We start from the raw sequence: 14,926 nt of genomic DNA on the forward strand, positions 1-14,926 counted from the left end.
GCATGTGGCCCGTTGCAAATAATGAGCTCACAAAAAGCTCGCAAATCCGCGAGCTTTTTTATTGAAATCTTCTTGGTCAAATCCGCAAATATCTATCGCCCATACCAATACCGGCGATGTTGGTTCCTGTAGGTATCCACCGCCACGCCATCTCCAAATTTCAACAAGATCGCTCCTCCTTCGTCGTTCCGGAATCCCTCTACCCCGCGTTCCTGATAGCGCGCCGCCACCTGCTGTTTGGGATGATGAAACCGGTTGCGATAGCCGACCTGGAACAACACAATCTGAGGATCAACCTGCGCCAGGAACGCGGCCGTGGATGAAGTCCCGCTGCCGTGATGCGGCGCCAGCAGCACAGTGGATTTCAAATCCTCGCCATAGCGGGCAACCAGCTGCTGTTCCTGCGCAGCTTCGATATCTCCGGGCAGCAAAATGGCATGCGGGCCATGGCTGACCTTGAGCGTGCAACTGACTATGTGCGGTTTGCTTTTTTGTTGCGCGGCCGATGCCTGGTATTGCGCAATATCCGGATACAGCATTTCGAATTTCATCTCTCCCCACTGCCATGCCTGCCCTGCGTGACAAGTTTGATGGTCGGTCGCGGTCTGGACGATCGGATGCTGCGGCGGCAGCGATGAATACACCGTTCCGACCTTGACGGCATCCATGACCGACAGGGCGCCGCCGGCATGGTCGTTGTGGACATGCGATATCACCAGCGCGTCCAGCGCGGTGATGCCGCGCGCTTTCAGGTAGGGGACGATGACGCGGTTGCCGGCGTCGGATCCGGGCGAGTGGTAGGGACCGCTGTCGTACAGCAGGCGCTGGTCGGCTGTTTCCACCAGCACCGCCATGCCCTGGCCGACGTCGAGGGCGGTCACCCACATTTCACCGGCGGGCGGGCGGCTGCCGTTATCCAGCAGCAGGGGCAGCCAGCCGGCCAGCGCCAGCCAGCGCAGGGGCCAGCCGCGCGGCGCCAGCAGCCACACGGTGGACAGCAAGGCCAGCGCGGAGGTCCACGCCGGCGGCGCCGGCGTCTGCCATACCGCAAACGGCAAGGCGCTGAGCCAGCCCAGCAGCAGCGCCAATTGTTCCAGCAGCAGATGCGCGGCGCGCCACAGCCAGGTCGACAGCGGCGCCGGCAGCGCACTGGCGATCAGCGTCAGCGGCGTCACCACCAGGCCGACCAATGGAATCGCCACGGCATTGGCCAGCGGCGCAATCAGCGAAACACGTCCGAACAACAGGACAGTAAGCGACAGCAGGCCGATGGTGACCGCATATTGCGTGGCGCCGGCGGCCCGCAAGCCTTGCCACCATGTTGAAATGCGCGTATTGCCATCATCGCGCGCGGCCGGCCGGCGGCCGACGCTGGTGTACAGGATCACGCCGACGGCGCAGAACGATAGCCAGAATCCAGGCCACAGCACCGCCCAGGGATCGACCAGCAATACCACAAGGAGCGCGATGCACAGCACGTGCGAAACGCTGGCGATGCGGCCGCTCCACAAAGCCAGCGCCACTACCAGCAGCATGTACAGGGTGCGTTGCGCCGGTATGCCGAAGCCGGCCAGCAGCACATAGGCCAAGGCGGCCAGCGCGCCGCTCAGGGCGGCGGCTTTTTGCGTCGGCAGCAGCAAGGGCAAGGCAGCCTTAGTGAAAAAAGAACGCCGCCATAACGCAGCCATGGCGGCGGCGAACATGCCGGCAATCATGGTGATGTGCAAGCCTGAGATCGCAACATAGAGACTATGAATACACGAAATAATCGTCTGATCACCAACAGCATTCGCTGTGAGGAGGGATCATAAAAATCCATGCACTGCGGTTCAGGCATTAGCTCATATCATTTGCCATCTTCGACGGACTTTATATTCCGATATTAGTAACGGCTTTTGTTCGAAAATCCAGCAACCACCAATCCCATGGTAAATCCGCCCAATATCGCTTCCGAACCGCACAATAATTTCATCGGCATTTGCACAGGTGTTATATCCCCATATCCAAGAGTGGAAAAAGTAACAAGCGAAAAATAAAGGCATTCCAGCAGCGGTACTTTGCCATCCGTTGCGACAGACAGAGTCTCGCCCCACACGTAATACAATCCCGTGTAGCTAGCTATCAGTACGGCAGCCGTTCCAAAAATACGAAGCGGACGTTCACCATATCCCCAAATTGCGTTGTCTATCCACGAACACAGCCACTTCATTTTAAATCGGAGAGCGTGCCATGCACTACGAGGTGTTGTCCATACAGTCCAAAGGTATTTCCAATAGAGTCTAGCTTGCTCTCTTCTCTGAGATTCCATGTAAATGCCACGTTCAACACCTTTATTGAATGCATTGCTGCGCATGCCTTTTGAAATTTTAGGAAAATATTCGATGTATTCGTAGCCATAATATGGCTCCCATAAGGCCTTCCGTCGATACGTTCGTTCTAAATAATAGTGCTCAGCAGCCTCTTGTATTTGCCCCCCTTGCTGATAAGCACTGCGAAGTAATCGATACACGTCCGCGATACCAGATGGGTCATGCATAGATGCCGGTTGAAATTGGATATCTCGAAGCTCACAATTAGATAACATTGGACGAATTAAGGTCGAGGAAAATGTCATCTTATGCAGAAGACAGCCAGAAAACTTTGCTTTGAAGGCCTCGCAATCTATGAATGACATGTCATAGAACTGAGAGTTTTCGCAATTCAAATCTTCTAGGTAGCAATGAAGAAAGGCAAAGAACGCTACCCTTGCTTGCAGAAATTGTATTTTCTTGCATGAGCTAAAGTTAATTGGAACACGATAGTTAGAGTGATATTTTCCGGTAATCGTCAAATGGTCAAGATCGGCGAAATCCAAATTGCGTCTTCCAATGTTGGCCATTTCCTCGAGTACCACTCCCCCCAATTTCAATACAATAAATTCGCTTAGCAATGTAGCTCGTGAATGATGTGGAGAATCGTATGCATCCCATGAATTAAAAAGCAGACTCTCCGTTTTTACGCCATCAATGCCGTTGATTGGAAAAAAGCGATCGCGCCCCAATGTACGACGAGCCCAATTGAAATACGGTTCAATTTCGGTCACAATTTTCTCGGGATCGATGCGGCTCTTCATCGCTTCGAACGTATCATCTGACTGAGGTGCATAAGCTATCAAGTATTTGTGAGTTCGCATGTCGTTCTCAGTGCGAACGATAAGTTTTCGTTCTTCCCCATAAAACCAGTCTCCTGATGGAACAAGCTTACAGAACAGCGGTGCATCAATTTTATGTTCAGCCATCCATTGTTGAAATCCGGGTAGTCGTTTTAGGACGAAAGTGAGAAAAATCGGCAAGTCATTGGCTTCGCGCCACGCGTTGAAGTCATCTGGAGACTTCGCCCACAACGTTCGGGGGTCAAAATATGGCACTGACATGGAGTACATACCCTTTCGAGAAAATAACGAACAAGCAGATTTTGCTCATTGCATAGCTAGGTTTTTATGTCCGTCCGCAAAAAATAAAATTTCATGACATCATGGTTTCTACTTCAAGTCATCGACATGACAGCAACGACCATCCAGATATTCTCGATGGAAAAAAGTACGATGGTATTTGGATGCGACCTTAGTCACTACCAATTGGCTGAACTTGCCTATAGTCGCAGAATTGGGCCAAAACATTAATCCAAGACAACAAATTCTCTTCATAGAGCAATTTACATTTGGAATACGTCATCCCTCATTCAATCGTTCGGGCAAAGCATAATATATTGCAATTAGGCAATAGATATGTACGAAATCAAAAATGCTGGATAGTGTGTAATTGTCGTTTTGACAAATACTTACGGAGAACAGCATGAGCACCAAACCTGAATCGAAGCAAACCATTGCAGCTACTGTCGGAATCGAGCCAGTCGATAAGACAGAACAAAAGCAACCTGCCGACACCGCAACCACAACATCGCCAGCGGTCAAACTCAAGGCAGCAATCGAACAACTGGATGCCGACCGCACAGCGTTGGTGAAATCCACTATCGAAAATCTGAAACCAGGTAAGCCACTCGATCATGCTGCTCTGCGTGATATCAACAAGATCGAAACTCGGAAGAATCGATTGATCGTTGCCCGTTTTGCTGCATTGCTCAAAAAGAGCGATCCGGCAGTTCAAGCCATCGTCCATCAAATCATCGAAATCTAAATTGCTATCGTCAACATACGGCGGCCACGGAAAGTTTTAACTTCTGTCGTCGCCTGACGATCATCGAACTGTTTAGGGATTACGATGACTCACGACTATTCATTCGAGAACATCCACGCTCGAATCTTTCATCGGCTACTCGATGTGATACCTGATTTGCGCACCATCGATGGCACCAGCGTATCCGAAGTAGACGGACTGATGCCACTCACTTTTGACGTCATACAACGCACGCAGGAAAAGTTAATTATTTCGCTGAGTCACATCGACCGGCACAAATCTGGCAAGGTCTTTAGCAATCCGGAAATGACCATTGCGGTCTATCTTCACAGCGGCATGGCCGAAGCCCTGACGTATCACGATGCTTACATGTCTGACTCGGTTTATTCGCCACGCAAGAATCACATCGATATTCTGGCAAAACGCGTGCTAAACGACAGTCTGTATATATGGCTCGGCAACCTGATTTCAGAAGGATATTCGATCAAAGCGAAAGACGGTAATGAGTGACGGTTTAAAACCATCGCCGTCTAGTGGCAAGCCTTTGTTCTCACTCGGCCAAGTTGTCGCAACACGCGGCGCATTGAACACAATGATCGAATTCGGTATTCCACCCGATAGACTGATTCACCGCCATATCACGGGCGATTGGGGCGATTTATGTGAGGGAGATCAACAGCAAAATTTGATCGCAATACGTTCGGGCATGCGCATATTTTCCAGTTACCGATTCAGTGCAGACGCCAAAATATGGATCATTACGGAAGCCGACCGTTCGTCAACAACGCTTCTTCTGCCAGATGAATATTGAGTACGATGGAAGGCATATAGCTTAGTGCGGTCTGAATGCTTCCTCAATCATTGTCGATCTCGTCGTTCAGGCGCTGCCATAATCCACGCAACTGCTTTCGAATTGCTTGCGAGTCCATCACCCGAGCAGCCGCGTAGCCATACGTAATAAAGTTTCGCCGCCCCAAATAGGTGTATCTGCTATTGAGCTTACGACGAAATAATGGTTTTACCTCATCACCTCGTACAATGCGAGCACTATTTCGCTTAGCCATAGTGGCTTTAGCGATCCGCACGCCTCTTCTCATCTTCTCCGAATAACGTGCCAGTGATGCCGACCGAAGAATAACGCGCTGACCATCAAATAAGAAACCAAGATATTGAAGTGGTTTACTGCCCTTGAGTTGGCCGTCAGCACTCACCTCGAATGAAACTCGATCGGTCTTAGTCGGATTAATTGGAAGATTAAGTTTTGCAATCTCATCCATCGCAAAACCTTCCACATCGTCCTTTCGAACTGGGGGAACAATCAGCAGAATGTCATCACAGTATCTAAAATAAAATCCGCCACAGTTCGATGCAAAAGAATGCAATTCGATATCAAATTGACGCATGTAGATATTTGACAACAACGCGCTAATTGGAGATCCCTGGGGTATTCCCTTTGCTTCCGCGTTCCTCTTCACAAGCGAGTTGTTTTTACGAACTGTTTCGCGAAATTCTTCAGGAGTACAAAGCCTTTTAGGGCTAGATTTATGATTATTTAGCGAAATACCAAGTGCTTCGTATAGCGCACCCTTATTTACGGTAGCAAATTTTGTTAGCGATTTGAATACTGCATAGTGGTCCGGTGGTAATGCGCTCTCATCTAGCACATCGGCCCATGAATTTTTGAGAATTTTATGATCAAGATTATCGAAGAAGCCTGTTATATCAAGTGCGACGACGTAACAATTGCCAAGTTTCCGAATGGCATCAAACGCATTAGCTGCAAAATGAACGTTGCTTTTCCCAAGTGACCGAAAGGCCAGCACAGATTCGTCTAGGTTATTCGATCTAATCCATTTTTCGTATAACTTTGATATACGAAAAGCATAGTACGAATAGATATGACAATCTACATGTGACGCATATGCAATTGGGCGAGTCTTGCCGACTCGTTCAACTTTATCAGTAATCTTATTGCGCTTGACCTTGAAAGTCTGGATGGAAAATTCGACGAATGGGTAAAAACTGTGTCGAGCGACCTGCTCAGGGTCTTTCACAATACGCTTCGCCTCGCGAAAGCTTATTGGATGGTCAAAATGAGGGTACCCCCTGTGCCGAAACCAGGGATGCTTGCGATTAGACATAGGAGTTCTAGCAAACCGGACAGGTGAAAGATGGTGGCAATCTATGAGCCACCCGTCCGGATTAGGCCAGCGGTCTTTCTCCAACTATTTCACCCGACTAAGTCAGGCCGAGCCACGTATGTTAGAAATGTATTACCATGTAGTCATGGAGGCAATTATGAAGCTAATCGTCCAGACTGTGCTATCAATCTCGCTGTCGTGCCATGTTGCGGGCTTCGGCGGGCTTGACATCATGTGAAGTCCCTCCATACCTTTGCATGGAGCAACTCGACTATACCAGAATTGTGTTGTGCAGGAAACAAACAATAGAGACGTGAATTACAAATCACTTTTACCACGTCTTAGGGGATGCGACCGCCATAGACTACCTTATGTAAGTTGCATCGACAGCGTTAAGCTGTCTTTATTCATTGCTCCAGTAGTGACATTTGTTGAGCAATTGGTTCTTCCTGAATTTCGGAAATTGGAATAGCTCTCACTTTGGCAACATCAGTCACCACGCGAGTGATATGGTGCGTGGTGTTGACTTGTCGCCACATGGTGGAATTTCCTGGGCCATCCAAATCATTTGCCGTGCGATAAATATAGGCATCTGCTGTTGAAAAACGTGCACTGGCGAAATGGCCGCTTGCCACAATTCTGCTGCATACATCTTTCATAATGGCTTTATCAGCGCCAGACTTTTCGCCGCGTACGACAAGCCACGCATCTTCTGTCGTATAGCGGTAATGTCGAATTGCAGGAGCACCACCTGCACCACCGAAAGACATTTTGGAAGAGTCCGCAGCAAAGTCACCAAAGGTCATGTACTCCGCAGTTGTGGGATCAAATTTTACCGCCTGACGCCAAGCCGCCCATTCGTTGCGCGGGCACAGTGCGCTTTGTCCTGGTTCAGCAGGATTCTTCTCAGGATAATGTGTGGCTTGGAAGATAATATGCTGCCAAGCCCCCAGTTCCTGCAACTGCTCAAGTGCGCCACTAATAACCGGAGCGACGTGATCAGGTTGCGAAAAATCAGAATCCGAAAAATCTGCAATTATTGCGCAGTTAGTGGCATTCAAACCTAATTTCGCCAAGGCCGCATTCACTTGGACACCCAAATCAGTATTCACCAGCTCACCGGACGCAACGCAGATAGCGAACTTTAGTGTCTCGTCCTGCGGTATTGCAGCCTTAAAGGCTAATGCTTCGTCGCCAATGAGATCACGAAGCATTGCCATTGGAATCCCCCTGGCCTTCAGGCTACGTGCACGAACAAACATCTGGGGCAACCACGTCGCAATGCTTTCTCGCCCCGCCTCGTCGATGAGATAGGTCAGATCAACGAAGGCACGGCGGCCAAACCAATACTTAGACAAAATTCCACCAACATCAGGCGCTTTTCCGGGAGGGAATAGCTCATCCTGGTTATCATCGCGCTCTCCTAACGGAGGCACAATAAAGCGTGGCACAACATAAGCTGCGACATCATGTTTGAGATCGCGGACACCATTTAATTCACCAGCTTTCAATCGCAAAGCAGGGGAATACAAAATCTTTTCAAGCCCACTCATTAAGCGTCTCCAAGGGTTGTGGGAAGAAGTTGCTTACGGACCTTGCCACGTCCAATTTTGTCGGAAAATATTGCGTAATTCTTTCGTTCCAACCTTACACGGCCAAATACTATAGCTGACGAAATACCAAGCTGCTCTGCAAACGACTCAATGGGGCCTGCCGTTTTCGCAATTCGTGCCGGTGAGCGAGACCATAACTCCTCTGGAATTAGCATATTGGCAGCAAATCGGTTGGCCTCTTCCTCCAGTTCGTCCACTTGCATCGACTCAGAATCATCAAAGAATCCTGCCGCGAGGCCAGTGCGATAATGAAGAATTACATGACCAACCTCATGCAGCAGGGTAAACCAGAAATTATCAAGTGCGTCACGCAACAATGTCATTCCAATGACTGGAATTTGATCTACTAGAAAGGCTGCACCGTCAACCTTCATCCCCGGAATATACGGCTCAACTATAAGGATAATGCCATGCTCTTTCAGTAATTCACCGGCTCGCATTGGCCCATCGTCCAGCTTACTCAACTTTACAAGATCGACTAACCATGAAACATCTAAGGGTCGATACTTGACTTTATCTCGGTCAATTATTGCCTTGGCGCGGCGGGTTATTTGTGCCTTCCATGACAACAAAATCCAGTCTTCTGAATGGTCCTCCACATTCAAGCCTGTTCTAAGCAATGATGGGGTGCCGTGCATTTCCACATGTTCGGCAACATAACGAATTAACTGGTTTTTCGCATTTTCATCAGATTCATCATTGTCTTGTAACCAGCCATTTGTACGTGCATGTTTCAAGACCTTTTGCACTTCGCTAGGAGGTGCTTCAAAAGTTGGGCGCCAATCTCTGGTTAGCGCCGGAAGAAAATCCGCCGACAGATGTACCGAGAGCACTCGTGCAACTCTCATATAATTAGCTAGACTAATGCTGCGATAACGCTCAGATTCATACCGCTGAATCGCCTGCTCTCGAAGGCCAAGCTTTCTAGCTAAGTCCTTTTGGGACCAGCCATTTGTTATCCTCGCGACAATGAGAAAATCTCCAAGATCATTCCCTGCACGTTTCTTCAAAAGTTCGAAATCACCGTCTTTTGCCTTCAGGTAAGCATTTAGTACTTCAGATAGCTCTTTTTTTTCAGAAGTTAAGGATCGCCGCACTCCGTCGATGACTTCACGGGACAAGCCCTCAACAATAGATTTCAATACCTGCTCAGATGACAACGCATGGTTAATTTGGTCAATTAGCGTTGCGGTTTCGCGTGCTTGGCGGTCGTTCGAAATGATGAAATTAGTAGACATGTCCGATGTTACGCATCAAATATGTTGTGTGTCAAGTTGTGTGGGGATGCTCTACTCGCCTATCGGAAATGTTTGCTAAATGCAATTAGTAAACATGCCTATATCTGATGCCACCTTTTCGAGGCAGGAAAGGCAGGAGGCAAGAAGAATGTTTTAATAATTATTGCAAAGGCAACAAATAAACATTCTGGAAGAAAAAGCATACTAGGCCATTCTTAAATTCAAGAGCCAGGCTTGGGGAGGGTGCTAACTCAATTCTAACTTCTGTAAATACTAGACGGCGTGTGTTAGCACCGGCATTCCTGAACTGCACCCCAAAAATAGTCTCAAGACTTCCCCATGTTTCACTCAAGTTCTATTCCCGCAGGCGAGGTTGCTAACAACTCATGCCATAAAGGAAAGACCCAATACCGTCTGAACTATGAGCGCAAATGCGGCCCGTGCATGTTTTGACAATATAAATTTCCCTTAAGGCAACAAAAACATTTGTAGATTTATTTACCTACAAGTAACTCATTGTAATAAACATCAGATACTATTGCAGTACAGAAATTTATGTTGTGTTTTGAGACAGAGTAAAAAGCTTGTCTGCCGCATACATAGTGCGTCCATTGAAGAAGCATGAGTCAAGCGATGCACGCGATATCAAAATAAGGAGTGCCGTTTATGCAGCAAGCTTTTCAGGCTGGCCGTTTGTGTTCGTCTGTTGCATCGCGATTATGTGTTTTTGTCACATTGCTATTGACCATGCTGGTGTTCGCGCCATCAGCCCAAGCTGCCATTTACTGGCTGGACTCCAATTCTAACGATGCCCTGGCTCACTACCGGACGGGGGAAGAAGCATGCGTCACCGGTGAGCTGATGACCCGGATGAATACGCGTCGCTCCGCCGAGACGAACCCCAACGTCAAATTTCGCTATCGCTCAGTGAATGTCGGCCCCGATGAGGGTATCGGCGAACGCGTCTGCCGTGGCGTCATTGAACGCACTTATGCGTCTAACTGGGTGACGGTCGAACTGGTCGATACCCTGGTGTATGGCCCGCAGGGTGGGGCCAACCAATGCGCCATCCCTAATTACTCTGATCCCGATACCGGACAGTGCGGCAAGCCAAAATGCACCTCGTCATGTTGCGGCATTTGTGCCAACGGTACTAATCCGATCCACTCCGCTTCCGGCAATAAATTCCAACGGGAAACCGATCTAGTCAGCGGCGGCTTGTTCCCACTGCGGTTTGAGCGCTTCTATAACAGCAATCGCACCCTGGAAAACGCGCCGATCCCGTTGGGTGTCGGCTGGTCGCATACCTATCAACGCAACATCGCGGCCTATCCGTCGATGAGCGGCGGCGACATCGACAGCGCAGTCATGTATCGGCACGATGGGATGATGCAGAAATTTTTGCTGGTCGGAGGCGTGTGGACAACCGACGGCGACACCGCTGAACGGTTGCAGTGGCAAACCAGCAATGCAAGCGCATTGGGTTGGACCTATATCAATAAGGACGATGAGACGGAAACCTATGACACGCAAGGCCGGTTGTCCACGGTCACCAATCGCGCTGGTTTAACTCAGACACTGGGCTATTTGGATAGCACTGGACGGCCCAGCAATAATGTACAGAAGGTCACCGGCCCGAATGGTCGCGTTCTCACCTTCACATACAACCCTGCTGGACAAGTGGCGAGTATCACCGACAACCTAGGCGAGGTCTATGGCTATGCCTACGACAGCAATGGTAATTTGACCAGCGTGCAATATCCTGACAGCAGCGGCTCGGCAACAACGCGCACCTATGTCTATAACGAAGCGGCACAGAACGGCGGTGTCGCACAAACGCATGCCTTGACTGGCATCATCGATGAAAACGGCAACCGCTATGCAAGCTGGGCTTATGACGGTAGCGGACGCGGCATTCTGAGCGTGCACGGCGCCTACAGCAGTGGCACCATAGACCGGACTAGCGTTGTTTTCAACGCCGATGGCACGACGACAGTGACCGATGCGTTGGCGAAGGCGCGTACTTTCGGCTTTGCTGTGCAATTTGGTGTAGCCCGCTTGACTTCGCTGGATGCTCCTTGCGATTATTGTGGCCAGAGCGCCACGACGCAGACTTACGATGCCAACGGTAATGTCGCTACCGCTACCGATTTCAACGGCGCAGTCACTACCTATAGCTACGACCTGACACGCAATCTGGAGACCCGTCGGGTAGAGGCGTCGGGGACAGCGCAAACCAGAACGATCACGACCGCTTGGCACGCGACCTATCGCTTGCCTCTGACGATTGCCGAGCCAAAGCTGTTGACGACCTATGTCTACGATGCGTCCGGTAACCTGTTGAGCAAGACGGTGCAAGCCACCAGCGATGCAATAGGCGCCCAGGGCTTGTCGCCAACGTTGGTCGGCACAGCGCGCACCTGGAGCTACACTTACAACAACTTTGGTCAGGTATTGACGGCTGCCGGTCCCAGAACCGATGTGACAGACAAGACCACCTATACCTATGACCCCTCCGGCAACCTGAGCACAATCACCAACGCCATCGGTCAAGTCACGACCTTGTCGAACTACGACGCCAATGGCCGCGTAGGACTGATCACCGATGCCAATGGCGCGACGACTGCCTTGACCTACAGCCCACGCGGCTGGCTGACCGGCAAGACGGTGACCTCTGGCGGTACGGTTGAAACCACCACCTATGGCTACGACGGCGTCGGCCAGTTGACCCTGGTCACACTGCCCAATACCTCTACGGTCAGCTACACCTACGACCCGGCCCATCGCCTGACCAACATCGCCGACAGCCTTGGCAACAGCATCGCCTATACCCTGGACAACATGGGTAACCGGATCAGTGAACAAGTCAAAGATCCGAGCGGTGCTCTGGCACGCCAGACCAGTCGTGTCGTAGATGCCTTAAATCGCATACAACAAATCACGGGAGCAGTGCAATGAGAGGGCGTTTCATGGGGAAACAAGCGGGTATCAAGACCCTGGCCAGTGCGGTCCTGTTCACGCTGGCCTACAGTCCATTGCTGGGCAGTGTCAATGGCACGGCAGCACTGGCGCAAGCGGTCCAGAACACGACTACCAGCTATGAATACGATGCCATGGGGAATCAGACCAAGATCACCGATCCCCTGGGGAACATCACCACCCAAAGCTACGATCCGCTGGGACGCCTGATCCAGCAGGTCCAACCGGTTCCGGCCGCAGGCGGCGCCAGCCCCACCGTCAGTTTTACCTATGACGGCCAGGACCAAATCAATACCGTCACGGATCCGCGTAACCTGGTGACCAGCTATACGGTCGATGGCCTGGGTAACCAGAACGCGCTCACCAGCCCCGATACCGGCAGCACCAGTAAAACCTATGATGCCGCCGGCAACCTGAAGACCCGTACCGATGCCCGTGGCAAGACCACCACCTACAGCTACGATGCCCTCAACCGCCTGACCCAGATCAGCTATGCCAGCGGTACTGCCACCCAGTTTGAATACGATGGGGGATCAACAGGCGCCCCGAACGCCAAGGGCCACCTGACACGGATGATCGACGGCTCCGGTCAGACGACCTATGCCTACGACGGTTTTGGTCGCTTGCTCACCAAGGTGCAGACACTGAGCAGTACGGGCACCAGCAGCACGATCAGCTACGCCTACGGCAGCAGCGGCACCACCACCGGTAAATTGATCAGCACGACTTACCCAAGCGGCAACCGGATCAACTACGGCTATGACGCTGCAGGACGGATCAATAGTCTGACCCTGAATCCGACCAATGCGACCGGTGGCGGCACCAATACCGGCAGCACCATCCCCTTACTCACCGGTATCGGCTACCAAGCCTTCGGTCCTGTGAATGCCTGGACCTGGGGCAATAGCAGCAGTACCAGCACGAACACCTATGCCAGGGGAATTGACCTGGATGGTCGTGTCACCAGCTACCCGCTGGGCAATGCCTTAAGCAACGGTACCAACCGGACGATCAGCTACGATGCAGCTAGCCGTATCACAGCGACTAGCCACAGCGGTACGGGCATCGGCAACAGCGCACCGGCCAACTTCAACCAAAGCTACGGCTATGACAACCTGGACCGGCTTAACTCCGTCACGGGCAGCAGCAGTACCAGCAACCAGAGCTTCCAGTACGATCAGAACGGCAACCGAACTCAAGCGACTTTCGGCAGCGGCAGCTACGCCAATACGATTGCCGCGAACAGCAATCAGCTGACGGCCACGACTGGACCAACACCGGCCAAGAGCAACACCTATGACGCTGCAGGCAACCTGACCAGTGACGGCACCATCAGCTATATCTATAGCGACCGTGGAAGAATGGTCAGTGCGACTAACGGTGGCAATACTGTCACGTACACCCACAATGGCATTGAGGAGCGAGTACAAAAGCAAGGACCGACCAGCATCATCGCCACAGGCAGCAACAGCTATGTGTATGACAGTGCGGGGCACTTGATTGGTGAATACGATGCCAATCAACAGTCCATTGAAGAGACGGTGTATCTGGGCAATTTGCCGGTGGCAGTACTGAAGCAAGCGGTTACAGGCACAGGATCAAGTCAGAACACAACGACGAACGTCTTTTATGTCTATGCAGACCACATCAACACGCCGCGAGTAATTACACAGGCAACCGACAATCAGATGGTTTGGCGTTGGGACAATGCGGATCCGTTTGGGCTACAACCCCCGGATGAGAATCCGAGCAGCCTGGGAACCTTCACCTACAACCAACGCTTCCCCGGTCAGGTGTACGATAAAGAGACCAACAATTTCTACAACTACTATCGCGACTATGATCCGCAGCAAGGGCGCTACGTTCAATCCGATCCGATTGGGTTAAATGGGGGGCTGAATACGTTCAGCTACGTTGAAGGGAATCCACTAAGCTTCTCAGATCCAAGTGGACTGTGTGTTGAGGACCTCTGTATTGGTGAGGCAATTATTGTTGGACGAATTGCCTATCAAGGCTATAGGGCCTACCGAACGTACCAGGCCGTGAATAGGCTCGCGGATGCAATTAAGGCAGCTAACTCCCATGAAAATGACGAAGTCACTGCTAAAAATTGCAAGATGCTTTCAAAAGGTGAAATCGATAAGTTGAAAGCGGGCGGGGAAGATCCTCATAACCTTAAACCAAAAAAAGGAGGGTCGGATTTTGATCTCTATAAAACTCCAGACGGCGATATCTACGTGTTTAGGAAAAATGGAGTGGGAACTGGGACTCCAACGGGTCTTAATATAAATCATTTTTAACAGGCGAAATATTTAGATATGGATTCTGAGATAAATGCGGAATTGAGGATTTTGGAATTCGGATGCGATCCGTCTGAAATTACTAAATGCTTGAATCTCCAGCCCACCTCAACGTGGGTTAAGGGGGAAATTGTTTCGAAAACAGGTAAAGGCATTCTGAGACACCAAGAAAATGGCTGGGCGTGGTGTTCAAATTTGGATTCCGAAGAAAAAGTATTGGATTTTCGTGATTTGTTTGACGACATTTTCAGAAATTTAAATCCAATCAAGGATAAATTCCAATATCTTCCAAATAATTCGGTTATACAACTGGCTTGTTGTGCATATATTAGAAATTGCGCGCCGGCATTTACGCTGGACGAGCGGATCATAAAATTACTGGCCGAAATTAACGCTAGTGTTGATTTCGACATTTACTGTCTAAATGCCAGTGAGTGAGTAACTGGGCGGAATAAATGAGTTCAACTATATCGGAGGGAA

General features: G+C 50.4%; 11 protein-coding genes. 6 read left to right on the top strand and 5 right to left on the bottom strand.

The features are described from left to right. Positions 1-92 precede the first annotated feature (92 nt). Positions 93-1,769: a DNA internalization-related competence protein ComEC/Rec2 gene (locus KHU30_RS07670; RefSeq protein ID WP_329956658.1), complete on the bottom strand. Its 1,677-nt coding sequence runs from the start codon at positions 1,767-1,769 to the stop codon at positions 93-95. A gap of 113 nt (positions 1,770-1,882) precedes the next feature. Beyond that, entirely contained in the window at positions 1,883-3,412 is a 1,530-nt protein-coding gene (locus KHU30_RS07675) for an ion channel (protein WP_211441952.1), read from the bottom strand. Between the two features lie 421 nt (positions 3,413-3,833). Here KHU30_RS07675 and KHU30_RS07680 point away from each other — a divergent pair, with 421 nt between their 5' ends. The 3 genes from KHU30_RS07680 to KHU30_RS07690 all read left to right on the top strand — a co-directional run bounded on the left by KHU30_RS07680 (position 3,834) and on the right by KHU30_RS07690 (position 4,986). Then, positions 3,834-4,175 (top strand): hypothetical protein, encoded by a 342-nt coding sequence (locus KHU30_RS07680; protein ID WP_211441953.1) that lies wholly within the window; start codon positions 3,834-3,836, stop codon positions 4,173-4,175. Between the two features lie 84 nt (positions 4,176-4,259). Further along, complete coding sequence (locus tag KHU30_RS07685) at positions 4,260-4,685, top strand: DUF1249 domain-containing protein (protein WP_211441954.1); 426 nt, start codon at positions 4,260-4,262, stop codon at positions 4,683-4,685. Next, positions 4,678-4,986: a hypothetical protein gene (locus KHU30_RS07690; RefSeq protein WP_211441955.1), complete on the top strand. Its 309-nt coding sequence runs from the start codon at positions 4,678-4,680 to the stop codon at positions 4,984-4,986. The genes KHU30_RS07685 and KHU30_RS07690 overlap by 8 nt, the downstream gene beginning before the upstream one ends. 43 nt (positions 4,987-5,029) lie before the next feature. Here the strand turns inward: KHU30_RS07690 and drt2 are convergent, their stop codons facing one another. The 3 genes from drt2 to KHU30_RS07705 all read right to left on the bottom strand — a co-directional run bounded on the left by drt2 (position 5,030) and on the right by KHU30_RS07705 (position 9,167). After that, positions 5,030-6,316, bottom strand: a complete 1,287-nt coding sequence (drt2, locus tag KHU30_RS07695) for an antiviral reverse transcriptase Drt2 (RefSeq protein WP_211441956.1) — start codon at positions 6,314-6,316, stop codon at positions 5,030-5,032. 407 nt (positions 6,317-6,723) lie between these two features. After that, the gene (locus KHU30_RS07700) at positions 6,724-7,869 is read right to left on the bottom strand and encodes a beta family protein (RefSeq protein ID WP_211441957.1); all 1,146 of its coding nucleotides are present in this window, start codon (positions 7,867-7,869) and stop codon (positions 6,724-6,726) included. Next, positions 7,869-9,167 carry an XRE family transcriptional regulator gene (locus tag KHU30_RS07705; RefSeq protein WP_211441958.1) on the bottom strand — a complete coding sequence of 433 codons (1,299 nt, stop codon included), beginning with the start codon at positions 9,165-9,167 and terminating at the stop codon, positions 7,869-7,871. The genes KHU30_RS07700 and KHU30_RS07705 overlap by 1 nt, the downstream gene beginning before the upstream one ends. 666 nt (positions 9,168-9,833) lie before the next feature. Here KHU30_RS07705 and KHU30_RS07710 point away from each other — a divergent pair. Genes KHU30_RS07710 through KHU30_RS07720 form a run of 3 tightly spaced genes read left to right on the top strand, consistent with a single transcriptional unit; the run spans position 9,834 to position 14,884 of the window. After that, positions 9,834-12,125, top strand: a complete 2,292-nt coding sequence (locus KHU30_RS07710) for a DUF6531 domain-containing protein (protein WP_211441959.1) — start codon at positions 9,834-9,836, stop codon at positions 12,123-12,125. An 11-nt stretch (positions 12,126-12,136) separates the two neighbouring features. Then, the gene (locus KHU30_RS07715; protein ID WP_211441960.1) at positions 12,137-14,446 is read left to right on the top strand and encodes an RHS repeat-associated core domain-containing protein; all 2,310 of its coding nucleotides are present in this window, start codon (positions 12,137-12,139) and stop codon (positions 14,444-14,446) included. 18 nt (positions 14,447-14,464) lie between these two features. Next, on the top strand, positions 14,465-14,884 hold the full coding sequence (locus KHU30_RS07720) for a DUF4279 domain-containing protein (RefSeq protein WP_211441961.1): 420 nt from the start codon (positions 14,465-14,467) through the stop codon (positions 14,882-14,884). Positions 14,885-14,926 lie beyond the last annotated feature (42 nt).

The sequence above is a fragment of the Collimonas humicola genome, from assembly GCF_018304945.1.
GTDB lineage: Bacteria > Pseudomonadota > Gammaproteobacteria > Burkholderiales > Burkholderiaceae_D > Collimonas > Collimonas humicola.